Annotated in this window: 23 protein-coding genes; 12 read left to right on the plus strand and 11 right to left on the minus strand. The window is 62.0% G+C overall.

The window, feature by feature from the left end; translation table 11 throughout:
* The first annotated feature begins 20 nt into the window (after positions 1–20).
* From ACOYW5_RS21685 to glpK, 10 genes are all read left to right on the plus strand, one after another.
* The gene (locus ACOYW5_RS21685) at positions 21–1,724 is read left to right on the plus strand and encodes an alpha/beta hydrolase family protein (RefSeq protein ID WP_423066954.1); all 1,704 of its coding nucleotides are present in this window, start codon (positions 21–23) and stop codon (positions 1,722–1,724) included.
* Between the two features lie 233 nt (positions 1,725–1,957).
* Positions 1,958–2,728 (plus strand): DeoR/GlpR family DNA-binding transcription regulator, encoded by a 771-nt coding sequence (locus tag ACOYW5_RS21690; protein WP_423066955.1) that lies wholly within the window; start codon positions 1,958–1,960, stop codon positions 2,726–2,728.
* Positions 2,729–2,858: 130 nt separating this feature from the next.
* Positions 2,859–4,382 (plus strand): glycerol-3-phosphate dehydrogenase, encoded by a 1,524-nt coding sequence (gene glpD / locus ACOYW5_RS21695; RefSeq protein WP_423066956.1) that lies wholly within the window; start codon positions 2,859–2,861, stop codon positions 4,380–4,382.
* 11 nt (positions 4,383–4,393) lie between these two features.
* A complete protein-coding gene (locus ACOYW5_RS21700; protein ID WP_423066957.1) occupies positions 4,394–5,476 on the plus strand; it encodes an ABC transporter ATP-binding protein in 1,083 nt (360 codons plus the stop codon).
* Complete coding sequence (locus ACOYW5_RS21705; RefSeq protein WP_423066958.1) at positions 5,477–6,547, plus strand: ABC transporter ATP-binding protein; 1,071 nt, start codon at positions 5,477–5,479, stop codon at positions 6,545–6,547.
* 2 nt (positions 6,548–6,549) lie between these two features.
* Complete coding sequence (locus ACOYW5_RS21710; RefSeq protein ID WP_423066959.1) at positions 6,550–7,422, plus strand: carbohydrate ABC transporter permease; 873 nt, start codon at positions 6,550–6,552, stop codon at positions 7,420–7,422.
* A gap of 65 nt (positions 7,423–7,487) precedes the next feature.
* The gene (locus ACOYW5_RS21715; protein WP_423069528.1) at positions 7,488–8,324 is read left to right on the plus strand and encodes a carbohydrate ABC transporter permease; all 837 of its coding nucleotides are present in this window, start codon (positions 7,488–7,490) and stop codon (positions 8,322–8,324) included.
* On the plus strand, positions 8,324–8,605 hold the full coding sequence (locus ACOYW5_RS21720; protein WP_423066960.1) for a DUF2160 domain-containing protein: 282 nt from the start codon (positions 8,324–8,326) through the stop codon (positions 8,603–8,605). The genes ACOYW5_RS21715 and ACOYW5_RS21720 overlap by 1 nt, the downstream gene beginning before the upstream one ends.
* 70 nt (positions 8,606–8,675) lie before the next feature.
* On the plus strand, positions 8,676–10,418 hold the full coding sequence (locus ACOYW5_RS21725) for an extracellular solute-binding protein (RefSeq protein WP_423066961.1): 1,743 nt from the start codon (positions 8,676–8,678) through the stop codon (positions 10,416–10,418).
* Between the two features lie 74 nt (positions 10,419–10,492).
* Complete coding sequence (gene glpK, locus ACOYW5_RS21730) at positions 10,493–11,980, plus strand: glycerol kinase GlpK (RefSeq protein ID WP_423066962.1); 1,488 nt, start codon at positions 10,493–10,495, stop codon at positions 11,978–11,980.
* Between the two features lie 670 nt (positions 11,981–12,650).
* On the opposite strand, the gene ACOYW5_RS21735 is transcribed toward glpK, so the two are convergent.
* Entirely contained in the window at positions 12,651–12,854 is a 204-nt protein-coding gene (locus ACOYW5_RS21735; protein ID WP_423066963.1) for a hypothetical protein, read from the minus strand.
* A 634-nt stretch (positions 12,855–13,488) separates the two neighbouring features.
* Positions 13,489–13,737, minus strand: a complete 249-nt coding sequence (locus ACOYW5_RS21740; RefSeq protein ID WP_423066964.1) for a DUF6894 family protein — start codon at positions 13,735–13,737, stop codon at positions 13,489–13,491.
* Between the two features lie 491 nt (positions 13,738–14,228).
* On the opposite strand from ACOYW5_RS21740, the gene ACOYW5_RS21745 reads away from it, so the two are divergent.
* The gene (locus ACOYW5_RS21745) at positions 14,229–14,837 is read left to right on the plus strand and encodes a class I SAM-dependent methyltransferase (protein WP_423066965.1); all 609 of its coding nucleotides are present in this window, start codon (positions 14,229–14,231) and stop codon (positions 14,835–14,837) included.
* 313 nt (positions 14,838–15,150) lie between these two features.
* Here ACOYW5_RS21745 and ACOYW5_RS21750 read toward each other — a convergent pair whose 3' ends face one another.
* From ACOYW5_RS21750 to ACOYW5_RS21780, 7 genes are all read right to left on the minus strand, one after another.
* On the minus strand, positions 15,151–15,516 hold the full coding sequence (locus ACOYW5_RS21750) for a DUF6766 family protein (protein ID WP_423066966.1): 366 nt from the start codon (positions 15,514–15,516) through the stop codon (positions 15,151–15,153).
* A gap of 43 nt (positions 15,517–15,559) precedes the next feature.
* Positions 15,560–16,420 carry an SDR family oxidoreductase gene (locus ACOYW5_RS21755; protein ID WP_423066967.1) on the minus strand — a complete coding sequence of 287 codons (861 nt, stop codon included), beginning with the start codon at positions 16,418–16,420 and terminating at the stop codon, positions 15,560–15,562.
* Between the two features lie 465 nt (positions 16,421–16,885).
* Entirely contained in the window at positions 16,886–17,116 is a 231-nt protein-coding gene (locus ACOYW5_RS21760) for a hypothetical protein (RefSeq protein WP_423066968.1), read from the minus strand.
* 326 nt (positions 17,117–17,442) lie between these two features.
* Positions 17,443–17,625 carry a hypothetical protein gene (locus ACOYW5_RS21765; protein ID WP_423066969.1) on the minus strand — a complete coding sequence of 61 codons (183 nt, stop codon included), beginning with the start codon at positions 17,623–17,625 and terminating at the stop codon, positions 17,443–17,445.
* A gap of 104 nt (positions 17,626–17,729) precedes the next feature.
* Positions 17,730–19,019, minus strand: a complete 1,290-nt coding sequence (locus ACOYW5_RS21770; protein WP_423066970.1) for an ATP-binding protein — start codon at positions 19,017–19,019, stop codon at positions 17,730–17,732.
* Between the two features lie 65 nt (positions 19,020–19,084).
* On the minus strand, positions 19,085–19,753 hold the full coding sequence (locus tag ACOYW5_RS21775; protein WP_423066971.1) for a response regulator transcription factor: 669 nt from the start codon (positions 19,751–19,753) through the stop codon (positions 19,085–19,087).
* 1 nt (position 19,754) lies between these two features.
* Positions 19,755–20,123, minus strand: coding sequence for a PepSY domain-containing protein (locus ACOYW5_RS21780; protein ID WP_423066972.1), 369 nt, complete (start codon positions 20,121–20,123; stop codon positions 19,755–19,757).
* Positions 20,124–20,462: 339 nt separating this feature from the next.
* Here ACOYW5_RS21780 and ACOYW5_RS21785 point away from each other — a divergent pair, with 339 nt between their 5' ends.
* Positions 20,463–20,594, plus strand: a complete 132-nt coding sequence (locus ACOYW5_RS21785) for a hypothetical protein (RefSeq protein ID WP_423066973.1) — start codon at positions 20,463–20,465, stop codon at positions 20,592–20,594.
* Positions 20,595–21,995: 1,401 nt separating this feature from the next.
* Here the strand turns inward: ACOYW5_RS21785 and ACOYW5_RS21790 are convergent.
* Both ACOYW5_RS21790 and ACOYW5_RS21795 read right to left on the minus strand, forming a co-directional pair.
* On the minus strand, positions 21,996–22,415 hold the full coding sequence (locus tag ACOYW5_RS21790; RefSeq protein WP_423066974.1) for a DUF1236 domain-containing protein: 420 nt from the start codon (positions 22,413–22,415) through the stop codon (positions 21,996–21,998).
* A gap of 108 nt (positions 22,416–22,523) precedes the next feature.
* Positions 22,524–24,620 (minus strand): catalase, encoded by a 2,097-nt coding sequence (locus ACOYW5_RS21795; RefSeq protein WP_423066975.1) that lies wholly within the window; start codon positions 24,618–24,620, stop codon positions 22,524–22,526.
* Positions 24,621–24,690 lie beyond the last annotated feature (70 nt).

The following is a 24,690-nucleotide window of genomic DNA, read 5'->3' on the forward strand; positions in this document are numbered from 1 at the left end:
AAGCAAAGGGGGAGTACTCAATGAAAATCAACAATCGCCTGTTCCATGCGGGCTGGATCATCATTCTGATCGGTGCGCTGCTTGCGCACTTCATCCAGACATCCGGCGGCGTCAGCATCCGCGATCTGCGCTTCAATGGCGCCAACGGTCAGGTGCTGAGCGGCCTGCTATACGTACCGCCCGGTGTTTCGACCGAGAACAAGGCGCCGGCCATTCTAGCCGTGCACGGCTATTTCAACAGCCGCGAGACGCAAGACGGCTTCGCCATCGAATTCGCGCGCCGCGGCTATGTCGTCCTCGCGCTCGATCAGGGCGGCCATGGTTATTCCGACCCACCGGCCTTTGCCAACGGCTTCGGGGGGCCCGGGGGCCTTGCCTATCTGCGGTCGCTGGACTTCGTGGACACCGACAATATCGGCCTTGAAGGCCATTCCATGGGCGGCTGGACAGTACTTGCTGCCGCCGCAGCCATGCCGGACGCCTATAAAGCCGTCGTGCTGCAGGGGTCGAGCACCGGTGCGCCTTTCGCCAAGGAGGCAGACCCCTCGTGGCCGCGCAATCTCGCCGTTGTCTTCTCCAGGTTTGACGAATTTTCGGGCTTCATGTGGGGCGTCGAACGCGCTCAGGATCTGCCTGGGAGCCCAAAGTTGCAGACCGCTTTCGGTGTCACCGATCCGGTCGTGATCGGCCAGGTCTATGGCAACATTGCCGACGGCACCGCCCGCGTCCTGCAGCAGCCCATCACCACCCATCCCGGCAACCACATTTCCCCCGAGGCCATCGGCGATGCCATCGCCTGGTTCGACCAGACGCTGGTGGGCGCCAATCCGCTTCCGCCCGGTGACCAGATCTGGTTCTGGAAGGAAATCGGCACGCTGATTGCGCTGGTCGGTTTCGTCGTGTTGCTCGCCGGCACCTTCGACATGCTGCTCAAGACCCAGGTCTTCGCCCACCTGCGCAAGCAGCCCACGGGCACTGCCTATGCCAAGCGTACCGGCAAGTGGTGGCTGCATTTTGCCCTCGCCACCTTGATTCCGGTGCTGAGCTATTACCCCTTCTTCAGCTGGGCGACGCTGGTCTTCCCGGCCTCGGCCATCCTGCCGCAGAGCTTTACCAGCCAGATCGCCATGTGGGCGGTGCTGAATGGCATCATCGTCGTGGGCCTCGGCCTCGTGTTCAAGGGCGACAAGGTGGAAGGTCGCGGCGACATCTGGGGCTCGGTCCTCATCGCTCTCGCCACGGTCGGCGTTGGCTACATCTTCGTGGCCGCTACCGATTTCCTGTTCAAGGTGGATTTCCGCTTCTGGGTCGTGGCGCTGAAGCCTCTCGATCTGGTGCGAGCCAAGATCGGCTTGGTCTATCTGGTGCCCTTCACCATCTACTTCGTACTAGCGGTGCGTGGCCTCCATATCGGCATGTCGGTGGCCACTGATAGCCGGGTAGCGCAGTATTTTTCCAACATCGCGGTGATGATTGTCGGCTTCATCCTGTTCCTGGGCTTCCAGTATCTGACGCTGCTGTTTACCGGCCACTTGTTCAGCACGACCGAGTCGCTGACCACCGTGATCGGCATGCAGTTCGTGCCGCTTCTGGCCATCGTTGCCTTCCTGTCGACGTTCGCCTGGCGGCGGACGGGCAGCTACCTGCCTGGCGCGTTCATCAACGCGCTGTTCGTCACCTGGTATATTGTGGGCAGCCAAGCCATTCAGTTCGCCGTACGCTGACATCGCGCAAGCAACACCGAACGGCCGATCACTGTATCGGCCGTTCTTCTTTGCGACCCCGAACGCCTCCGTCACGAAGCGAACCCACCGAAGCCTTAGTGCCGAGTGCGGCTATTGGCGGCGCGTTCTCGCCCTACACCGACGTTCTCGCGTTCGATCGCGCGGCTAGTGCCCTTTGCACCACTTTCGGTTTTGGCATATGAAAGTCAAAACGAAAGGCGAATGAGGTAGCTGTGATCTCGGAGCGACAGAGACAGATTGTGGATTTGGCGCGGGCGCAGGGCCGGGTGCATGTCGAGCAGCTCGTGGTGCATTTCGGGGTCAGCCCACAGACTATTCGCAAGGACCTCAATGATATCTGCGCGGCAGGAACGTTGAAGCGCATGCATGGCGGCGCGGTATTTCCGTCCGGGGTCGAGAACATGCAGTACGAGTCGCGGCGGCAGATCGCATCCGAGGAAAAGGATGCCATCGGGCGTGCGGCAGCGGCCCTCATTCCCAACAACGCCTCGCTGTTCATCAATATTGGAACCACCACAGAGGCGGTCAGCCAAGCCCTCCTGGACCACACCGACCTCATGATCATTACGAATAATATCAATGTTGCCAATAGGATGCGGGTTTTTCCAAAGTTTGAAGTAGCCATCACCGGGGGGATCGTGCGCGCTTCAGACGGTGGCGTCGTGGGCGAGGCGGCTGTCGATTTCATCCAGCAGTTCAAGGTGGATTACGCGGTGATTGGCGCCTCGGCCATCGACGGAGATGGCGCACTGCTTGATTTCGACTACCGCGAAGTGAAGGTCGCCCAGGCCATCATCGCCAATGCGCGACACGTCATACTCGTGTCGGACTCGACCAAGTTCGAACGTACGGCGCCGGTGCGGATCGCCCACCTGAGCCAGGTGGACAGCTTCATCACCGACCGCTGCACCCCGCAGTCCATTCGCCGAATCTGCACTGAGTCAGACGTCCAACTGATCGAAACGTCACTCCTAAGCCGCTGAAAGTTCATCGACTTCTGCCAGTCGCAAGGCGCGCTTTGGTTTCGATTGACATTCGTTTTTGTTTCGCATTAGCTTCGTCTGCTTTCAACAGCTGGGACAAACCGGCGGGAAGCTCGGGAGGGTTAGCGAATTGGTCGGCGACTTGGTCCATGACATCTTTGTCATTGGCGGCGGCATAAATGGGTGCGGAATCGCCCGGGACGCCGCGGGCCGTGGCTATTCCGTGTTCCTTGCCGAGATGAACGATCTCGCCAGCGGCACGTCTTCAGCGGCAACCAAGCTCATCCACGGCGGCCTACGCTACCTCGAGCACTATGAGTTCAGGCTGGTGCGCGAGGCGCTGATGGAGCGCGAGGTGCTGTGGGCCTCGGCGCCGCATATCATCTGGCCCCTGCGCATCGTTCTGCCGCATCACAAGGGCCTGCGGCCGGCGTGGTTCCTGCGGCTCGGGCTATTCGTTTATGACACACTGGGTGGTCGCAAACTGCTGCCGGCGACCAGGGATGTAAAGCTCCGCACCGACCCCGCCGGTAAGGCGCTGAAAGCGCAATTCGAGCGGGCCTTCGAGTTTTCCGACTGCTGGGTCAATGATGCACGGCTGGTCGCGCTCAATGCCCGCGACGCCGCCGATCGAGGAGCGACGATCCGGACGCGGACGACGGTGACGTCGGCCCGCAACGACGGCGGCATCTGGCACGTCGGCCTGAGCGACAGCGCCAGCGGCCAGCGCGAGACGGTCCGGGCGAAACTGCTGATAAACGCGTCGGGCCCATGGGTCGATCAGGTGCTATCCGGCACCCTGGGGCAGAACCGGGTGGGCAACGTCCGATTGGTGCAGGGCAGCCATATCGTGGTCAGGAAACTCTACGACCACGACCGCTGCTACATGTTCCAGAACGCCGACGGGCGCATTATTTTCGCCATCCCTTACGAGGGCGAATTCACCCTGATCGGCACCACGGATCGAGACTATGACGGGGACCCCAGGGATGTACGGATCACCGAGGATGAGATCGACTATCTCTGTGGCATCGCCAGCACGTATTTCGAGCGGCCGCTCCGCAAGGAGGATGTTGTCTGGAGCTATTCGGGCGTGCGCCCGCTCTACGCCGATGGCGCCTCCAAGGCGCAGGAAACGACGCGCGACTATGTGCTGAAAACGTCGGGACACAAGGGCGATGCCCCGCTGATCAATGTCATCGGCGGCAAGCTCACGACCTATCGCAAATTGGCGGAGTCGACCCTCGAAAAGGTCGAGGCGCTGATCGGCGCCAAGGGCGGGAGCTGGACCGGCAAGGCCACGCTCCCCGGCGGCGATTTCCCGCCCAACGGCTATGCCGATGTCGTTGCAGATCTGAAGCGCGACTATCCTTTTCTCGACCTGGATTACGCCAGGAGGCTGGTGCGTCTCTATGGGACGCTTTCGCGCACCATCCTCGGCATCGCCCGCAGTTATGCCGATCTCGGGCAGCATTTCGGCGACGACCTCTACGAGGCGGAGATCGCCTATCTGATGGACCGCGAGTGGGCCATGAGCAGCGACGACGTACTCTGGCGCCGGACCAAGCGGGGCCTGCATGGCAAGGCCATCGACGTGGCGGCGCTCAGCGCCTTCATGGCGCAGGGTGCCGGCCGCCAGATGGCGACAGGCTGAGGGGACGCACAGTGCTCGAGTTCAGAAATGTCTCAAAGCAGGTCGGCGCGGAGATACACATCCGAGATGTGTCGCTGACCCTTCAACACGGCACGCTCAACGTGCTGCTGGGGCCGACCCTGTCGGGCAAGACCAGCCTTATCAGGCTGATGGCCGGGCTCGACAAGCCAACCAGCGGTTCGATCTGGTTCGATGGTGCCGACGTTACGGGCGTCGCTCCGCAGAAGCGCAATATCGCCATGGTGTTCCAGCAGTTCATCAATTATCCGGCGATGACGGTCTATGAGAACATTGCTTCGCCACTGCGCGTCGCCGGCCAGTCGCGCGAGCAGATCGACGCCAAGGTGCGGGAAGCCGCCGAGCTAATGCGGCTCGGGCCGTATCTCGACCGCACGCCACTCAGTCTCTCCGGCGGGCAGCAGCAACGCGCCGCGCTGGCGCGGGCGATCGTCAAGAATGCCAGCATTGTGTTGCTCGACGAGCCGCTCGCCAATCTCGACTACAAGCTCCGCGAGGAACTGCGGGCCGAGCTGCCGCGGATCTTCGCCCAGTCCGGGTCGATCTTCGTCTACGCCACCACCGAGCCGACCGAGGCGCTGCTGCTCGGTGGCAACACCGCGACACTATCGGAGGGCAGGGTGACCCAGTTCGGGCCGACCCTCGATGTGTTCCGGGCGCCGGCGGACCTGCTCACCGCCCGCACATTCTCCGACCCGCCGCTGAATACCATCGTGCTGCAGAAGCACGCGGACCGCTTCCTCCTCGATGGTGGGGTTGCCCTTCCTGTACCGGCTACCCTCCTCGGCAGTGCCGATGGCCTCTACACGATCGGATTCCAGCCCCACCATCTCTCTCTTGAGCGACCGAGCGCAGAGGCGGTGTCGGTGCCGGCCCGCGTGGTGGTAACCGAGATCACCGGCTCGGAAAGCTTCGTGCACCTGCTGTTCGCCGATGCTCGCTGGGTGATGCTCGCGCCGGGCATCCACGACTTTGAGGCCGACACGATGGTCGATGTCTTTATCGACCCCCGGCACCTGATGGTGTTCGACCAAACAGGTCGCGCGGTGAGCACCAATCTCAAAGAGGCGGCATAGATGGCACGGATTGATCTCGAGCACATCAAGCACTCGTACCTGCCGCATCCGAAGAGCGACGCCGACTATGCGCTGAAGGAAGTGCATCACAGTTGGAACGATGGCGGCGCCTATGCGCTGCTCGGCCCCTCGGGTTGCGGCAAGACCACCCTGCTCAGCCTCATCTCCGGCCTTATCCATCCGAGCCACGGCAAGATACTGTTCGATGGCGAGGATGTGACGGAGCTGCCGACTGAGCACCGCAACATCGCGCAGGTGTTCCAGTTCCCGGTGATCTACGACACGATGACTGTGGCAGAGAACCTCGCCTTCCCACTGCGCAACCGCAAGGTTCCCGAAGCGGAGGTCGATCGCCGGGTCAAAGAGATCATCGAGATGATCGGGTTGGGCGATCGTGCCAACCGGCGGGCACGCGGGCTCACGGCCGACCAGAAGCAGAAGATTTCGCTGGGGCGTGGGCTGGTGCGCTCGGACGTCAACGCCATCCTCTTCGACGAGCCGCTGACCGTCATCGACCCGCACATGAAATGGGTCCTGCGCAGCCAGCTGAAGCAGCTGCATCGCCGCTTCGGCTTCACCATGGTGTATGTGACGCACGACCAGACCGAGGCGCTGACATTCGCCGATACGGTGGTGGTCATGTACGAGGGCCAGATCGTCCAGATCGGCTCGCCGAGCGAACTGTTCGAACGGCCCAAGCACACCTTCGTCGGCTATTTCATCGGTTCGCCGGGCATGAACGTCATGCCGGTGAGGCTCGACGGCAAAGCGGCGGTGCTGGGCTCGACACGGATCGAATTGCAGGGCGGTGCGAGTATCGGCGCTGGATCAAAGACCGAACTCGGCATTCGTCCGGAGTACGTGAAACTCGGACGAGAGGGCATGCCTGTCGCCATCCGCAAGGTCGAGGATATCGGCCGGCACAAGATCGTGCGCGCAGCGCTCGAAGGCCAAGAGCTGGCGATGATCGTGCCTGAGCATACCGAGATCCCGGGGGAGCCGCACATCAGCTTCGACCCCAAGGGCATCAACCTTTACGCCGACTCGTGGCGCCTGGATCTGGAGGCCTGACCATGGAGAAAACCTGGAACAACAAGGCCTGGTTCATGGTGCTGCCGGTGCTGGTGCTGGTCGCCTTTTCGGCGATCATCCCGCTGATGACGGTGGTCAACTACTCTGTGCAGGACACGTTCGGGAACAACCAGTTCTTCTGGGTCGGGCTCGAGTGGTTCGAAGACCTGCTGCACTCGAGCCGCTTCTGGGAGGCTCTGGCGCGCAACCTGGTGTTCTCGGCGATCATTCTCGCGATCCAGGTGCCGCTCGGCATCTTCATCGCGCTCAACATGCCCAAGAAGGGTTGGGCGGTACCGGTGTGCCTGGTGTTGATGGCCCTGCCGCTGCTGATCCCGTGGAACGTCGTGGGCACGATCTGGCAGGTGTTCGGGCGCGTCGATATCGGCCTTCTCGGCCACACCCTCGACGCTATGGGCATCGACTACAACTACGTGCAGAATCCCATCGCGGCTTGGATCACCGTCATCATCATGGACGTGTGGCACTGGACGTCGCTGGTGGTGCTGCTCTGCTATGCCGGGCTGGTCTCGATCCCCGACGCCTATTACCAGGCCGCCAAGATCGACGGCGCCTCGCGCTGGAGCGTCTTCCGCTACATCCAGTTGCCCAAGATGCACCGTGTGCTGCTCATCGCCGTGCTGCTGCGCTTCATGGACAGCTTCATGATCTACACCGAGCCGTTCGTGGTGACCGGTGGCGGGCCGGGGAACGAGACAACGTTCCTCTCCATCGACCTGGTGAAGATGGCCATCGGGCAGTTCGACGTCGGGCCGGCCGCGGCGATGTCGCTGGTCTATTTCCTGATCGTGCTGCTGCTCAGCTGGGTCTTCTACACGGTCATGACCAACTACGGGCAGGAGCGGACGCGGTGAGCGACAGCGGCAAGACATTCAAGGTCCAGCGGACCGACATCAGTGCCGCTGCGCCGGTGGCCACAATGGAACGCAGCGGGCTGCGCCGGGCACGTCGCAACGCTCCATCGATCGCCTGGCTGGTGCCGACGCTCTACATCGTCTTCCTGCTGCTGCCGATCTACTGGCTCGTCAACATGAGCTTCAAAACCAACCAGGAGATCACATCGGCCTTCACGCTGTTTCCGGCCAATTTCACGCTGCACAACTACATCGTGATCTTCACGGACCCGAGCTGGTACAACGGCTACATCAACTCCATCATCTACGTGGTGCTCAACACCGTCATCTCGGTGAGCGTGGCGTTGCCCGCTGCGTACGCCTTCTCGCGCTACCGGTTCCTCGGCGACAAGCACCTGTTCTTCTGGCTGCTCACCAACCGCATGGCACCACCGGCGGTGTTCGTGCTGCCGTTCTTCCAGCTCTACTCGGCCTTCGGGCTCATCGATACGCACATCGCGGTGGCGCTGGCGCATTGCCTGTTCAACGTGCCGCTGGCGGTGTGGATCCTCGAAGGGTTCATGTCGGGCGTGCCCAAGGAAATCGACGAGACGGCCTATATCGACGGCTATTCGTTCCCGCGCTTCTTCCTGCGCATCTTCATGCCGCTGATCGCCTCGGGCATCGGCGTCGCCTGCTTCTTCACCTTCATGTTCTCGTGGGTGGAACTACTGATCGCCCGCACGCTGACGACCACCGCCGCCAAGCCAATTTCGGCGATCATGACGCGCACGGTCTCGGCCTCGGGCATGGACTGGGGCGTGCTGGCGGCGGCCGGCGTGCTGACCATCATCCCGGGGGCGCTGGTGATCTATTTCGTCCGCAACTACATCGCCAAGGGCTTCGCCCTGGGGAGGGTGTGATGAACTTTTCCTGGATGGCCTGGACAGTGCCGACGGCGTTGTTTTTCGCCGGCATCTTCGCCCTGCTGGTCGGCATGGCGGTGTGGGAATACTTCTCGCCCGGCGGCAATCCCCGCTACGGCATCCTCAGATTCGAGACAACGCGCGGCGACCGCCTGTTCATCTCGCTGCTTGGCAGCGCCTTCATTCATCTTGCCTGGCTCGGGCTGGTTGGCCCGGACCTTTGGTGGGCTCTTCCCCTATCGCTGGTCTACGCTTTCTGCGTGTTCCGGTTTGTCTAGGGGAGACGAGGCTGGGACGACCGTGGCTAGACGGCCGTCCCGATCGCAAAATATCCATGGGAGGATCACAATGCGACGGTATCTTCTAACATCGACGGCGGCAGTTGTCCTGCTGCTGGCCGCAAGCCCGGCATGGGCGCAGAGCATCGAGGAGGGGAAGAAATTCCTCGATGCCGAGATCGGCGATCTGTCGACGCTGAGCCGCGCCGAGCAGGAGGCGGAGCTGCAGTGGTTCCTGGACGCCGCCAAGCCGTATGTCGGCATGGACATCAAGGTGGTCTCGGAAACCCTGACCACGCATCAATACGAGTCTCAGGTTCTCGCGGCGGCCTTCACGGCCCTCACTGGAATCAAGGTCACGCACGACCTGATCGGCGAAGGCGATGTGGTCGAGAAGCTGCAGACCCAGATGCAGACAGGCGAGAACATCTATGACGCCTACATCAACGACTCGGACCTGATTGGCACTCACTGGCGCTATCAGCAGGCCCGCAGCCTGACCGACTGGATGGCCGGCGAAGGCGCTTCGGTCACCAACCCGAACCTCAAGCTCGACGATTTTATCGGGACGGCCTTCACTACTGCTCCGGACGGCGATCTCTATCAGTTGCCGGATCAGCAGTTCGCCAACCTCTACTTCTTCCGCTACGACTGGTTCAACGACGAGAAGGCCAAGGCCGACTTCAAGGCCAAGTACGGTTACGACCTCGGCGTCCCAGTCAACTGGTCGGCCTACGAGGATATTGCCGAGTTCTTTACCGGCCGCGACATGGGCGAAGGCCCGGTCTATGGCCACATGGACTACGGCAAGAAGGATCCCTCGCTCGGCTGGCGCTTCACCGACGCCTGGCTGTCGATGGCCGGCAACGGCGATCTCGGGCTCCCCAACGGCCGTCCGGTCGATGAATGGGGCATCAAGGTTGACGAGAATAGTCGTCCGGTCGGCTCCTGCGTAGCCCGCGGTGGTGACACCAACGGCCCTGCAGCGGTCTACTCAATCCAGAAGTATCTCGACTGGATGAAGGCCTATGCGCCGCCGGAAGCACAGGGCATGACCTTCTCGGAATCGGGTCCGGTGCCGAGCCAGGGCAAGATCGCTCAGCAGATGTTCACCTACACGGCCTTCACCGCCGACTTCGTGAAGGAAGGCCTGCCGGTCGTCAACGCGGACGGGTCGCCGAAGTGGCGCTTCGCTCCGTCGCCGCACGGGGTCTACTGGAAGGATGGCATGAAGCTGGGCTACCAGGACGTGGGATCGTGGACGATCCTCAAGTCGACCCCGGTCGACCGCGCCCAGGCCGCATGGCTCTATGCGCAGTTCGTGACCTCGCTGACTGTCGACGTGAAGAAGACCCATTTCGGCCTGACCTTCGCGCGTGAATCGACGATTCGGCATCCGAGCTTCACCGAGCGGGCTCCTAAGCTCGGTGGCCTGATCGAGTTCTACCGCTCGCCGGCACGCGTGCAGTGGTCCCCGACCGGCACCAACGTGCCGGATTATCCCAAGCTCGCGCAGCTCTGGTGGCAGGCAATCGGCGATGCATCGTCTGGCGCCAAGACCCCCCAGGCAGCGATGGATTCGCTCTGCGCCGAGCAGGAAAGCGTGCTGGAGCGTCTGGAACGTGCTGGCGTCCAGGGTGATATCGGCCCCAAGCTGGCCGAGGAGCATGACCTGGCCTTCTGGAATGCCGATGCCGTGGCAAAGGGCAACGTCGCCCCACAGCTCGCCATCGCCAACGAGAAGGAACAGGGCGTGACCATCAACTACGATGACTTGCTGAAGAGCTGGGCCGACGCGAACGCCACCCAGTGACCGCTGGTCGTAGCTGATGACACAGTGCCGGGGCCCCGCTGGCCCCGGCATTTTTTCGAACCATGAGGGCTGCAATGAGCGGCTATGTACTTGCCATCGACCAAGGCACTACGTCCTCGCGCGCCATCCTGTTCGACGGCCGGCAGCAAGTGTTGGCGACTGCCCAGAAGGAATTTCCCCAGCTCTACCCTGCCTCTGGATGGGTGGAGCATGACCCGGAGGCGATCTGGGCTTCAGTGGTCTCCACCTGTCGCGCTGCGATACGCAAGGCAAGGATCAGGCCGGCTCAGATTGCGGCCATCGGGCTGACCAACCAACGCGAGACCGCGGTGGTATGGGACCGGGCCACGGGGGCGCCGCTTCACAACGCCATCGTCTGGCAGGACCGGCGTGGCACGGCGCTCTGTCAGGCGCTCAGGCAGCGCGGACTCGAAGAGACGTTCACCAGGAAAACCGGGCTGCTCCTCGATCCCTATTTCTCGGGCAGCAAGCTTGCCTGGCTGCTGGAGAATGTGCCGGGGCTGCGCGAACGGGCGACGCGCGGAGAAGTCTGCTTTGGAACAATAGACACGTTCCTGATCTGGCGCCTGACCGGCGGCCAGGTGCATGCGACAGATGCCACCAATGCCAGCCGCACGCTCCTCTACAATATCGATACGAACGCGTGGGACGACGAGCTGCTGGGTCTGCTGGGCATACCGCGGGCAATGCTGCCGGAGGTTTTCGATTGCGCGGCGGATTTCGGTACCACCACTGTGTTGGGCGCTAGCATTCCGATCCTGGGGGTGGCTGGCGACCAGCATGCGGCGACCATCGGGCAGGCCTGCTTCACCCCCGGCATGCTCAAGGCGACTTACGGAACCGGGTGCTTTGCCCTGCTCAATACCGGCAGCAAGCGTGTTGCATCCAGCAACCGGCTGCTGACCACGATTGCCTACCGGCTGGACGGCAAGACCAGCTACGCCTTGGAAGGATCGATATTTGTTGCCGGCGCAGCAGTGCAATGGCTGCGGGACGGCCTGAAGATCATTCGCAAGGCAGCCGATAGCGGCGCTCTGGCGGTACAGGCCGATCCGGCGCAGGCTGTCTATCTTGTGCCGGCTTTTGTCGGGCTCGGGGCGCCATGGTGGGACCCCGAGGCGCGGGGCGCCTTGTTCGGGCTGACCCGGGCGACTGGTCCTGCCGAGATCGCAAAGGCGGCACTTGATTCCGTTGCGTTCCAGACCGGCGATCTTCTCGCGGCAATGCGAAGCGACTGGCCGGACCGGGGCGACACGTTGCTGCGCGCCGATGGCGGGATGACCAACTCCCACTGGTTCGTGCAGCGGCTGGCCGACCTGTTGAACGCGCCGGTGGACCTCTCGCACAATCTGGAAACGACCGCGCTCGGGGCAGCGTGGCTCGCCGGGCATCGGTCAGGCATATGGCCAGATCAGGCCGAGTTTGCACGGGACTGGTCACTTGCCCGGCGCTTCACTCCGCAGATGGCGCCACTTGAACGCGCGCGTTCGGTGACCGGCTGGGCTGAGGCAGTGCAAAGGACGTTGACCCGCGACGCTTAGCTTCGGCCGAGCGAATGTCTGCTCTTGGCGCAAGCGGACCTTCGTCTTTCTGCTCGAGACGTTGCGCGCTGACGGAGGAGGTACTCGGGGCGGGCTTACTCGGTCCGCGACGTGGAGATCGGCCAGCGCAACGCCTTGAACTCGCGACGTGGCGGCAAGGGCCAATGAGGTTGAGGCGGCTCCACAAGCAGCGGCTCGGTAGTGCGCAACATGCACCTGAGCTAGCGAGAGGCTAAGGCAGACGACACGGACTTATAAGTCTTTGAAAAGCTTGGTAGTGGAGGACCGTCTTGGTCACCGCAGCCGAAACTCAGATATCATTGTGGCGTGAGGCCATGCTTCGGGCCTTGGCATCAGCGACAATCAGCGCAAGGCTACTGCGAAGCGGCTAACTGGCTTGGCAACCGACGACCGCCGGATCGACGACTACCAGCCACCCGAAGTCAGCGCTGCGACTGACAGGCAGTCGCCAGAACACATGCGTTGAAGGCTCGTCACCGCGCACTATGTCCGCGCTAGCTGGGCCATCACCTAGTTGGCGCCGATGACGCCCGCCTTGCTGGGAACAAGATGGATGGGCCGCATCAGCTTGCCGGTCCGCCGTAGGCACCGCCGAGATCAAGGTGGCGATCCTGACCACTGGTGAACCCCAGATTGGCACCCCGACCCTCTAATGCTTGATTCGCTCGAGGACCTCGGCTCCGATCGAGGCTATGTCCTTGATTTCCTCCGGCCGAGCTTCCTTGACCAGATAGCGCACACGGCCCGCTGAGTGGTCAGGAAGCACCCCAGGTATGCGGCCGTGCCCCAACAGCCACGATTCCAGCAGCGCCGAATGTTTCGCATCGATCTCGACGGTGACGTTGGGGAACACTCGCATCCTCAGGTCTCAGCGTTTTTGGGCTTCCGGCCGGCGTGCCCGTTGTGCACCGCATTGTTTGGGCCGATGTCCCGGTCCTCGTGCTGTGCGTCGCCCCCGGGACGTGGGATTCGATCCGCGTGCTCTTCGTTAGCGGGGTGAGGATCGTAGACGTCGTCCTGGCCCGCAGTGCCCCTCCCCGTGGGTTTGCCATCGCCGGTAATTGCTTTGCGCCTCGTATGGGGTGTTGGCATGGTCGCCTCGCGTTGTCATCGTGAAGGACGGGGCCCACCGGCTACGATAAACCTCATGGCTCCCCTGCGATCCTGAACTGCAATCGCCGAACCGCACGTTTGCAACCTGCAGGAACCGGTTCAGTTCCTGGGCTCGCGAATTTCAAAGGTCAGGCCTCAACGGCTCCGTGGAGTTTGACCTGCGATATCAAATGTTAAGCGGTTATGCTTCGAGGACCCTCGACTCAATCGCCGACGTTGTGTCTGCCGGGGCTCTGTTCGACAGGCCGGCGGCAAAGTCGTCAGCATCGTCGACAAGAACGGTCGGAGGTTTACTCTCGAGGAACTGGAAGCGATGCCGGCGTCGCTTCAACGCAATGCTTCTCCCCCGGGCAGGCGCTTGCCAGCGCGCTAAGCTACTGGTGAGCGGAACCAGCGACGGCTTCGAAATCCAGCTTTGTGGTCCAGACGACCTCGCCCTTCTCATTCGAGACCACAATCTCGAACTCATGCGCCAGCCCGTCTACTGCCAGTACCTCACGGGCAATCTCGCTTAGAGCTATGCCGGCCTCGTGCCGGGCGACCTCGTCATCCTCAAGCATCTGCCCTTCGCTGTCGTGAAAGACTTCGCCCTGGTCGATGAGCTTGAAAAAGTACTTGGGCATCCTTCACTCCGCACTGAGCCTCACAACCTCAATGCTGATCGAACCGCAAGTTTCCATTCCATCGGCCGTTTAGCAGCGATCGGCGACTAAGGGCGTCCTTGAAATCACCCAGGTTCTGAGGAAATCGAGGTGCCAGTCGACCTGCTGGCCCAGCTCTTCGGCGCATGCCCAACTCCAAGCTTTGGGGGTACAAGGGTGCTTAGGGGCAGGTATGGCTCGGATGGATGTTGATGCTTGGGCCGTGTCGCAGGGGTGGTCGTGCTGGCTACAGCGGGTGCCTGGACCGTCCATGAGTGGCTCACGTAGCCCGCAAAAACCCAATCGCTGCTTCCCCCGTCATAGGCAAACGGCGCCGAGGTGCCGAAGAGGACGGCCGACCCAGGGCGAGCGGGACGCCTCCAGAGACAGGGAATAGTGCATCGACACAGACTCGGTATGACCGGCGTTTGCCCCCTTGCAGCAAAGCACATCATCCGCAGAATGATCCGCTTATGGAGATTCAAGCAGTGCCCAACAGCGCTTACTGGGACGCCGAAGCATCGAGTTTTGACGATGCGGCTGATCATGGACTGCGCGATCCGCTGGTAAGGGATCGCTGGCGGCAGCGACTTGGGGTTCATCTGTCCGGTGCCGGCCTAGCGCTCGACGTGGGATGCGGCACGGGCTCACTCAGCCTTCTGCTGGCTGATTTAGGATACGGCGTTACGGGCATAGATTCCTCGCCTCGCATGATCGAGGAAGCCCAAAAGAAGGCGTCCGCATCCGACCGACAGATCACGTTCAAGGTCGGTGATGCTGCCCACCCACAGTGCGGCGACCAGCGTTTTGACGTCGTCCTGGGCAGGCACATCCTCTGGGCTCTACCCGACGTCGCTTTGGCTTTAAGTCGCTGGACCGATCTACTGCGACAAGGTGGACAACTGGTTCTGGTCGAGGGGTTTTGGCACACAGGGCTCGGCCTGCATCGGAAGCAGGTCGAGACTGCGCTCCCGGAGAGCGTGGAGATTGTTCAGGCAGAAGACCTTGGCAGCGACCCGATGCTGTGGGGCGCGAACGTTCGGGATGAACGCTTCATGGTCGTCGCCCGATTGCGGAGCTAGGCCAATACCCGTTGGTATCAGCGATGACATTTCTGCGTGCGAGGTCAGCTCGGACGACAGCAAGCCTATCTAGGAGGCCGCCTCGGCAGCTGGCCGGGGCTCTCGTGGAGGCCAACACGTCGCGCCCCGCCCGGCACTAGAACAAAAGGCCCGATCCCTCCGCCTGGGAAAAGTCGGGGCTCCTTCCTTTGTGGCTGTCAGCTAGACCTGCCGCCGGACTCCCACGCCGCGTAGCTTCAGTCTCAAGTGCGAGAAGGCTCGAGCCGGTTGGACGAGCCTTCATTGAAGGGTGTCGAACGGCGACGACAGCGGCTCACGCGGATGGATATCGCCGTTCGATCTCGCTCAAAGTCTTTTCTGCCTCAGGATCAACTCGGCGAAGGATCGCATCGAGCTTGGCTTCGGACCGGTCCTCACTGTCCTTCGACTGCGGCGATCCCACATGCAGGAGAATGGTGAGCCCAACTACCTGCCAGAGCAATTGCAGAAACTCGGACTGCCAGTTCTCGAAGGTGTCGCGCAACATCTCGACCGCATATCCGCCCACGCTGGGCGAGGCCCCGAGCGCCGATTGCTCGTCGAGGTAAGCGAACCAGCCGAACACCCAGTGGCCAGCGAGACTGATCGCCAGAAACCCCAGCGTCACCCATGCAAACCCAAACTTCTTCAGTGTCCACATTCCGGGAACTCACCATGCTGTACGATGCTCAACTGTGCAGCCTCTACATCACCGGCTTGCCGCCGGTTACGGCGATGGTCGCACCGGAGATGTAGCTGGCCTCATCGCTCGCCAGCATCACATAGGGTGGCGCCAGCTCGCTCGGTTGAGCAGGGCGCTTGAAAGGGACCTGCTTGCCGAAATCTGCCACGTTCTGCTCCGGCAGCGTGGCCGGCCCCAGCGGCGTCCACACCGGCCCGGGCGCCACGGTGTTGACCCGGATACCTTTCTTGGCCAGCAGCTGACAGAGGCCGGCGCTGAAGTTCTGGATCGCGCCCTTGGTCACGGCATAAGCCAGCAGCTCCGGGCTGGGTTCGTCGGCTTGCTTGGATGCAGTGTTGATTATGGATGCGCCTGGCTTCATGTGCGGCACCGCCGCCTTGGTGAGGTAGAACATTGCAGAGATGTTCACCGCGAGAGTCTTCTCCCACTCTTCGTCTGGTATCTCCTCGATGCTCTCGAAGTAGCCTTGGCGAGCGGCATTGTTGACCAGCACGTCGATACCTCCGAACGCTTCGACGGTGCTCGCAATCAGGTTTCGGCAATGTTCGGGGTCGGCGAGGTCGCCGGGAAGCAACAGGCATTTCTGCCCGCTGGCGTTGATAACGGCCTGCACCTCCTCGGCGTCCTGGTCCTCATTGAGGTAGGAGATGGCGACATCAGCGCCTTCCCGCGCAAAGGCAATGGCAACGGCTCGGCCGATACCCGAGTCACCGCCGGTAACCAGTGCCTTCTTGCCCTCGAGGCGGTGGGAGCCGACATAACTCTCCTCGCCGTGGTCGGGCACTGGGTCCATCTTGCCGGTAAGCCCGGGATAGGGCTGGCTTTGCTTGGGGAATGGAGGTTTGGGGAACTTGCTTTGCATTGCTGGACCGTCTTGTTGGCGAAAGCTGCGCTTAGGGTCTTAACTTGGCTGGTTTCCCAAGGTTCCGAGCATGCAAACCGGCCTGCTGAGTGCTCGGCCCGTGACCTAACCGCGCCGTTGGGACCAGCGGGAGAGACCCGGATGGTCTTGGCAATGTTCAGTGCGTCGGACGTGGCCGGCTGGGGTGCCATTCGTGAGAGCACCGTTTCGAGCTAGAGTCTGCTGCCTTACACCGCCGCCCCGCGAAGCCATGCGCCATCCACGTCAGCCAATTTGCAGGTGGCGCTTGCTAATGTTTCCGCATGCCGTGGATCCTCTGCATGCCCGACTCTTGGTCGTAGAATGGATGCACGGCACAAGAAGTATGGAACGCCACTCCTGCTTCTTCGGCTCACGAGCCGGCCTCGCAAGGGCGAGGACCCCGAATAAGCATCACCCCCGCCAATCGAGGTCCTCGCCCACCCTTCAATTACTTGGTGTTGCGAAGCCCTTGAACGAAGCTCTAACTTTTCTGATCTCCGACTGACCGCGGACGAGGCGCTTGAGCAGGGCGTGAGGAAGCTCGCCGGTTAGGTCCAGTCCCTTCACAATCTCCTGAGACACCGCGAGCTGTTCGCTTGACAGCTCCACCAGCCTTTCAGCAGCCGCAACCGCTTCCGCGGCGCGCTCCGGCAGGATGACAAGGGCCTTCAACATGGCATCAATCCTCAAGTCCTACCAAGAAGCACGTGGGCAGCAGGCCCGATAAGATGCCTGCTGCTTCAGGAGCTCCAGGTGTTGCAGATACCGGGAGCTTGTGCCGGCTTCTTATGGCCGGTTATCGCATCGCCAATGGACCGCGCCTGAAGCGGAATGGAGCGCTTAGGCCAACCGAGCCGTCCGCCCCTAGAGCAGGTATGCCGCCGTCCAGGCGCTAAGGCATACGAAGTACAGAAGAGCGAGATAGAGCGGTCGAGCCATGACGAGTCCGTTCTGGGATGGGGCGGCGAAAACAGCGGTGTCAGTGCCGGGGGCGAGGTTGGCTACTGTCCATCCGGGACGACGTCGACATTTACCTTGGGCACATCCACATCGATGGTCTGCGAGCCGCCGTTGTTGTTCACGAAGACAAAGAAGCCCACGACGAGCACAACGACGATGAGGATGCCGGCGATCATGGCACCGGCGCCGCCACCACCGCCGCCATTGTCAATTATCGTAGCCATTTGTGGTTCTCCTAGTTTGATCACAGGAGAACGCGAGATCCAGCGATTAGTTCCAAAAAGCCATGTAATAACAATGCTTTAGATAGACTGTCAGGCAGCAACAGCTATTTGTCAGGTTGGACACCGAGCGGCAAGGTCACCACCACCCTTAGTCCGCTCGGCTGTGATCGCTCGAACGTAACGGTGCCTGAGTTCAAGCGAATGATCTCCTTCGCGATTGCGATGCCGAAGCCGGTGCCAGATCTTGTCTCGTCGAGCCGCTTGCCGCGCTCCCCAAGTTGCTCGATCTGACCGTCATCAAGCCCTGGTCCGTCGTCGGCCACAATAAACCGGGCGAGGCCGTTGTGCGGGCCGCAGCTTACCGACACTTCGGACCTCGCCCATTTTGCCGCGTTTTCCAGGAGCGCTCCGACGAGCTCCATCAGATCGTGGCTGTCGATATCCGCTGAAACCCGATCGGCGCTGAGGTGCCAAAAGAGATCGGCCCCGCGGCCGGTTTTGCGAACTACGGCAACGCTGCGAATGAGCGCTCCATCCAGCGAGGTGGCAAGCCCGTGGCTGTCGTTGCGGATACGCAGGTGGGTCAGCCGCAACTGATAATCTATGCGCGCTGCCATCTCTTCGCTGAGTAACTCCAGCGCCGACGCATTGGAGGTGTCGCCGGCACCCCGCAAGCGCTCTGCGGTCGCCTGCATCACTGCGAGTGGGGTCTTCAGTCCGTGTGCCAAATCGTCGGCGCGTTCGCGGGTCAGCCGTACGCCTCTTTCGTGTACCTCGAGCAAGGAGTTGACCTCCCTGACCAGAGGCCCGAATTCGAGTGGAACGGCCTCATCCAGCCGTGTCGCTTGTCCTGCCCTGATCTGCTCGATGCCGCGCTCAATGGCCCGGACTGGTTTCAGGCCGAGCCGAATGATCAGGATGACGGCCAGAAACAGGACACCGGCGACCGTAAGCATAGCGACAATGATCTGGGACGAAAACTCCTCGACACTATGTCCCCGCAGGGCCACGTCTTCGGCCACAGCGACGCGGAGAACGCGGGGTGCACCGTCACCGGTGGTGAACTGCACATCTCGCACGAGCACTGACAGCGTCTGCTTGTCGGGGCCCTTGGCGGTGGTGAGCAAGTCTTCGCCGGGGGGCGGAACCGGCAGAGTGAGCTGTTCATCCCACATAGATCGGGAGCGAAGAACCTCGTTCGTATCAAGCGACTCGACCTGGTAGTAAAGGCCGCCAGCCGGGGCGCGGTAGCGCGGATCATATAGAGCATCGTCGGGGGCAGGGGCGCTTCGGGCGAGCTCGGCTGTCAATACATCCAAGCTGGAGCCGAGATCCTCGAACTGATCGCGGCGCACGGTGTCAGCAAAGATCAGGATGATAGCGGTTGCCGCCAAGCCGAGGGCCAGAACGCTCCACAGCGTCGCACCGAGAACGAGCCGAAGCCGAAGGGAGCCTGGCCTCAACGGGCGGGCTCCTCGGCGATGATGTAGCCAAACCCGCGCCGCGTCTCGATCACTTCGGCACCGAGCCGCTTGCGCACGCGAGCCACCAATTGCTCGACGGCGTTGGGGTCGCGGTCGGCAGCCTGATCGTAAAGGTGATCGGTCAGATCCAGCTGTGAGACTACCTGATTGCGATGGTGCAGGAGGTGCATGACAAGCCGCAACTCGAGCGGCGTCAGTTCGACCGGAACGCCCTCCTTGCTCACCTGCATCGAGCGGCTATCGAGCACATAGCCCTTGAACGGGATGCGCGAGGAAGCGAGGCCATTGGCCCGCCGCACGACCGCGCGCACTCTTGCGAGCAGCTCTTCCATCTGGAACGGCTTGACGACGTAGTCGTCGGCTCCGGCCTCGATCGCTTCGACCTTTTCCTCCCAACGGCCTCGAGCTGTGAGCACGAGGACGGGCGAGCGCCGGTCCGAGTTGCGCCATCGCTTGAGAATGCTGAGTCCGTCGAGTGTAGGGAGTCCCAAATCGAGGATGATCGTGTCGAAGTTCTCGGTATTGCCCCTGTGCCAGGCCTCTTCGCCGTCCGCCTCGACTTCAACGAGGAAGCCCGCGTGTGTGAGCGTGGTGTACAGTGGTTCAGCGATGCGCTGGTCGTCTTCCGCGATAAGGATTCTCAACCTAGTGCTCCACTTGAAGGCCGGTTCTGGCATCAACAAAAAGGTGGAGAGCGATGTTGCCCTCTTCGAGGACCGTGACGTCGTACACCCAACTGCCATTGATACTCACCAGGGTGACGTCAAGCACGCGGCCGGCAGACAATGCGGCCACCGCGGCGCGCAGTTCGACCAGCGATAGAGCAGCGTCCGCGTCCACTTGTGGAAGGACGCGGGTTGCGTCGATATCGGTGTCCGGCAGGACGTCCTTCTTGAGTTGGCCGGGCGGCGACTTGCTCTCAGACTTGTTGCTTCCCTGTCCGGCCGATGCGTTGGAGCCGTTGTTGCTCGACGCGGCATCTTTTTCTGCGGCGAGCGACGGCATGAGCGACATCGCAAAGGCGATGGCTCCGATGAGCAGGGTTACGCGGAGGGCTCTTGGGTACATGACCCAGCTTAGCGCAGCTCACCTTTGAAAAGGCTGTCAAACTGCTGCCGTCTCAGAGACCTCGTTGACCGTACTTCTCAACTGCCGATCTTCAGAAGGCCCGCCACCTGACAGCTACCACCTCCTGACCGTCAGCGCCCTAACAGGAAATGCCTAGTATAGTGCGGGAACGACCGGGACGTTGCGCCACGACCTCCGGGCCAGGGCGCATGACGCCCGACATCGATCCACTCCGACACCTGGGATGACCTGCGCGTGCTGAAACGGCTACCGAGTGAAAAGTCCGTGTCCCCAACGCTGGTTTTGCGCAAGGCGGCGGTTGGTTTCCTTTTCGTGCTGCTCGGCATGGCATGCCTTGTCTGGGCCTTCGTGATGCCGTTTCTCGGCCTGTTCTACACGATCCAATTGCTAACTTAGGCAACGCGCACCGGGCCACTTGGCCGGGTGCAGAACCCCCTCAGCCCTGGGTGTAGCTCGTGTCAGCCAGATCAAAGGTTCGTGGTGCTATAGCAGCATCTGAGCCGGTCGCCACGCAGCCAAGCCTGCGTCCAAAGTGGCGGACGGCTCATCTGAAACGGTCATTCTGGCCGGCCTCGCAGAGGGCGAGAAACCAGCGCCAAAGCCAGCCCACTAGCCCTGCTGGTTTCTCGCCCTCACCCACATGGATCAGCACCGAGTAGCCGAGCCCTCGGCAGAGGACTCGCAATGCCCTGCTTGGATCTCCAATGAAGACACGATGGTTTTTGGTCGTTCGTAGCACTGACCAATGGTGGGTCGACTGTGAGGGCAAGTCCTTCGGCCCATTTGAGACCGTCGACGAAGCGACAACGAGCGCAATACGCTACGCAGAAATATTCACCGACAACACTCGGCAGTCCCAAGTCTGGGCGCCGGACGAAACGGGCCGGATGCAACAAGCATGGGCGGCCGAGTTCGTCCGCTCGTGAGTAGCCACGACGAGGGCAACTGGGCCGGGCGCGAGCGGGCCTCTCTCGCTCGCACCGGAGGCTCAGGATAGAGGCGTCATCGCCTTTCCCAGTTGGAAGAGCAACGCCGCTCTACCGAGGCAGTCCGTCACTGCTGCGGCGTTGCCGGAACGATTTCCCCCATCGGTCCTGCAGGACCGATGGGCCCAGGGTCTCCCTTGGGGCCCGGAGGACCAGCATCGCCCTTGGGACCGGCCACGCCCGGGTCGCCCTTTGGCCCGGCGGGTCCAACTGGACCTACATCGCCCTTGGGTCCAGTGGGACCGGCGTCGCCCTTAGGACCAGCGGGTCCTGTTGGGCCAGTGTTTCCTTTAGGACCAATTGGGCCGGAATCACCCTTGGGTCCGGCGGGGCCGACCGGTCCCACGCTGCCGGCCGGGCCGACTGGGCCGGTTTCACCGACAGGTCCAGCGGGACCCGCTGCACCGGTATCACCTTTGGCGCCGGCAGGGCCGACATCCCCCTTTGGTCCGGCAGGGCCGGACTGTAGCTGCAATGCGGCAATCTGGGCGGATCGGGCACCGCCGAAGGCGTTGACCACTGTCCCCCCGGTCACGCCGTTCCAGATCAGCAGCAAGACGAAGAAAATAGCCGCCCCAACAAATCCCGGCAGAACTCTGCCCACCCACCACTCGCGATCCATGCTTGTCCTCCTGTTTTGACAGGAGCCTGTCACGACGGCGCAGACTTTGCATCTCAGTTTGTTAAGTGGGGCAGGTGTCCCGCGTTTCCCCACAGCGCCAATATCGATGGCGACCTGGCTTGGCCCCCGGCCCCGCTGCCGCAAAGTTTGACGGCGCAGGCGATGGGCCGGCGCCGTCACTTGTGGAGCTTACTTCTCGGCGACCACTACACCCGGTGAATAGACCACCGTGCGGTTGCTGAGTTCGACGAAGTACAGCCGGTCATTCGTATAGAAGTATGCGTACCCTGGATCACCGTCGATCGGATGGAGGACGATGGTTTCGGGAACGACGTAGCCCACATCGATGTCACCCTCGATGATCACGGGTTCCGTCGGATTCAGCCGTGCATACTCGATCGAGGATTCGGATACGACGGTCGCGCCGATCACGGCACCAGTGAAGCCGCCAATGATCGCTCCGATGGGCCCGAAAATCAGCCCGCCGGCAACAGCGCCACTGACGCCACCGGCTGTGCCGCCAACAGCGGTGGCGGCGTCACTCTGAGCCAGAACGGTGCCGCTGCTCAGTGTGAAAACTGCCAATGAGGCAAGGATCAGCTTTTTCATTTTCTTCTTCCTTCTTCTTGGTTTTGAGCCAGCGCCGCTGGCAGAAGTCCTGGGGGGACGATCGGTTCCGCTCGGACCTGCAACTGGCGGTTCGAGGTGCCTCCAAGGCTACGCCCCGTCTGGTCGGTCCCAGAACCTGAGGTCGCCGCATGTGTCGATGAACGCGTCTGCGTCACTGCCCGTCAGGGCAACGAACCCGTCGTCGAGATCGTCGGGCAGTCCAACCTTGGCAAAGAGCTTCTCTGCCGGCGGGGAAAAGCCGATGAACTTGTAGTGGGCGTAGGCGTCCGAGACGAAGTCTCGAGCGGCCGGCAGCTTGAGCAGAGACAGGACGCCTTCGTCGCCGGGTAGAACCGCCACTGCGTCGAACAGCACGGAGGGTCCACCGTCGATCTTGTGATGCGCGGAGAGAATTGTTCCGTCCGCTGCGGTTATCCCGCCTACGCTCGGCGCGATCAGTTCCATCGTGCCACCTACTGCGGTCACAGCGGCGCTGAGGGTGTCGAGCAGCGAAGCATCTACGCCATCGGTGATCAGCACGCCAAGCTTCCGGCCTTTGAACGTTCCCGGCGGGTTCTTGAGAATGCTGAGGGCGTCGGAAGGGGGGAGGTCGGTGCGCGGAGCAACGGTCGGAGGTGCCACCTTTGGTAGCGACGTCAGGCCGAGACCATCTGCGACAGTCTGGGCCAGGCCGTCGTCGATGTTCATCAGGTGCGAGACAACGCGCTCGCGGATCGCCGGCACCTCGACCTTGCTCAGCTCGAACACCAGTGCACCGCCAATGTGTCGCTGCTCGATGAGGGACTGACTGATGTAGAACTGCCGCGCCTGGCTGTAGTGGTCGGCGAAGCTCTCTGAGCGCAGGCGCTGCTTGGGGCCATCGGCGTCCTCGGGAAAGGTCTGAAATCCCGCCTCGGTTTCGCGCGGCCCACCAATCTCGGTGCCCCATGAGTTGGGCTCGTAGTTGGCCCGACCCTTGGGGTTGTGGAACGCCATGTGGCCATCCTGCTGGAAATTGTGGAACGGGCATTTCGGCGCATTTATCGGCAGGTGCGTGAAGTTTGGCCCACCCAACCGCTTCAGCTGGGTGTCGAGGTAGGAGAAATTCCGGCCCTGCAGCAGCGGATCGTTGGAGAAATCGATGCCGGGCACGATGTTCTGCGTCATGAACGCCACCTGCTCGGTCTCCGCGAAGAAATTGTCCGGCATGCGGTCGAGCACGAGCCGGCCGACCGGTGTTGCCGGTAACAGTTCCTCGGGGATCAGCTTGGTGGGGTCGAGCACATCGAAGTCGAACGCGTCGGCGAATTTCTGGTCAAAGGTCTGGAGGCACAGCTCCCACTCCGGGAAATCGCCGGACTGGATCGCATTCCATAGGTCACGCCGATGGAAGTCGGGATCGGCGCCGTTGATCTTCACCGCCTCGTTCCAGACGACCGATTGCATCCCCAGCTTGGGCTTCCAGTGAAACTTGACGAAGGTTGATTTGCCCTTGGCGTTGATCAGCCTGAAGGTGTGGACGCCGAAGCCTTCCATGAAGCGGAAGGAGCGGGGGATGGCCCGGTCCGACATCGTCCACATGATCATGTGCATCGACTCGGGGGTGAGCGAGATGAAGTCCCAGAAGTTGTCGTGGGCACTCGCCGCCTGGGGGAAGGCCTTGTCAGGTTCGTCCTTCACCGAGTGGATGATGTCGGGAAACTTGATGGCGTCCTGGATGAAGAACACCGGGATATTGTTGCCGACGAGGTCCCAATTGCCCTCCTGGGTGTAGAATTTCACGGCAAAGCCACGGACATCGCGCGCCAGGTCGAACGAACCCTTGTTGCCGGCGACAGTCGAGAACCGCACGAACACCGGTGTTCTTTCACCAGCACGCTGGAACAGGTCGGCGCGGGTGAGTTCGCTTAGCGGCTCATAAGTCTCAAAGAACCCGTGCGCGCCGTATCCGCGGGCATGCACCACGCGCTCAGGAATACGCTCGTGGTCGAAGTGGAAGATCTTCTCGCGGAAATGCGCGTCCTCAATCAGGGCCGGGCCGCGCGCGCCCTGCTTCAGCGTGTTCTGGTCGTCGGCAACAGGCATGCCCTGCTGGGTGGTGAGAATGTCATAGCCCTCCTCGACCCGCTGATGCGTTTCGCCGCCTTCGCCGCGCACGATGGTCTGGTCGCCGTATGCGATCGTCGACTTTGGGGTCTTGGGCATGGGAACTCCTTGGCTCGCGGATGCGCGTCTTTCGAGCCTAGCGTCGCTGCCGACCGATCGTTCCGTCGGG

The organism is Devosia sp. CN2-171 (assembly GCF_049354815.1).
Lineage (GTDB): Bacteria > Pseudomonadota > Alphaproteobacteria > Rhizobiales > Devosiaceae > Devosia_A.

Coding starts and splice junctions, on each gene's coding strand:
- ACOYW5_RS21685 (WP_423066954.1), top strand. CDS start 21: ATGAAAATCAACAATCGCCTGTTCCATGCGGGCTGGATCATCATTCTG.
- ACOYW5_RS21705 (WP_423066958.1), top strand. CDS start 5,477: ATGGCACGGATTGATCTCGAGCACATCAAGCACTCGTACCTGCCGCAT.
- ACOYW5_RS21710 (WP_423066959.1), top strand. CDS start 6,550: ATGGAGAAAACCTGGAACAACAAGGCCTGGTTCATGGTGCTGCCGGTG.
- ACOYW5_RS21715 (WP_423069528.1), top strand. CDS start 7,488: ATGGAACGCAGCGGGCTGCGCCGGGCACGTCGCAACGCTCCATCGATC.
- ACOYW5_RS21720 (WP_423066960.1), top strand. CDS start 8,324: ATGAACTTTTCCTGGATGGCCTGGACAGTGCCGACGGCGTTGTTTTTC.
- ACOYW5_RS21725 (WP_423066961.1), top strand. CDS start 8,676: ATGCGACGGTATCTTCTAACATCGACGGCGGCAGTTGTCCTGCTGCTG.
- glpK (WP_423066962.1), top strand. CDS start 10,493: ATGAGCGGCTATGTACTTGCCATCGACCAAGGCACTACGTCCTCGCGC.
- ACOYW5_RS21740 (WP_423066964.1), bottom strand. CDS start 13,737: ATGCCCAAGTACTTTTTCAAGCTCATCGACCAGGGCGAAGTCTTTCAC.
- ACOYW5_RS21745 (WP_423066965.1), top strand. CDS start 14,229: ATGGAGATTCAAGCAGTGCCCAACAGCGCTTACTGGGACGCCGAAGCA.
- ACOYW5_RS21750 (WP_423066966.1), bottom strand. CDS start 15,516: ATGTGGACACTGAAGAAGTTTGGGTTTGCATGGGTGACGCTGGGGTTT.
- ACOYW5_RS21755 (WP_423066967.1), bottom strand. CDS start 16,420: ATGCAAAGCAAGTTCCCCAAACCTCCATTCCCCAAGCAAAGCCAGCCC.
- ACOYW5_RS21760 (WP_423066968.1), bottom strand. CDS start 17,116: ATGTTGAAGGCCCTTGTCATCCTGCCGGAGCGCGCCGCGGAAGCGGTT.
- ACOYW5_RS21765 (WP_423066969.1), bottom strand. CDS start 17,625: ATGGCTACGATAATTGACAATGGCGGCGGTGGTGGCGGCGCCGGTGCC.
- ACOYW5_RS21780 (WP_423066972.1), bottom strand. CDS start 20,123: ATGTCGCTCATGCCGTCGCTCGCCGCAGAAAAAGATGCCGCGTCGAGC.
- ACOYW5_RS21790 (WP_423066974.1), bottom strand. CDS start 22,415: ATGAAAAAGCTGATCCTTGCCTCATTGGCAGTTTTCACACTGAGCAGC.
- ACOYW5_RS21795 (WP_423066975.1), bottom strand. CDS start 24,620: ATGCCCAAGACCCCAAAGTCGACGATCGCATACGGCGACCAGACCATC.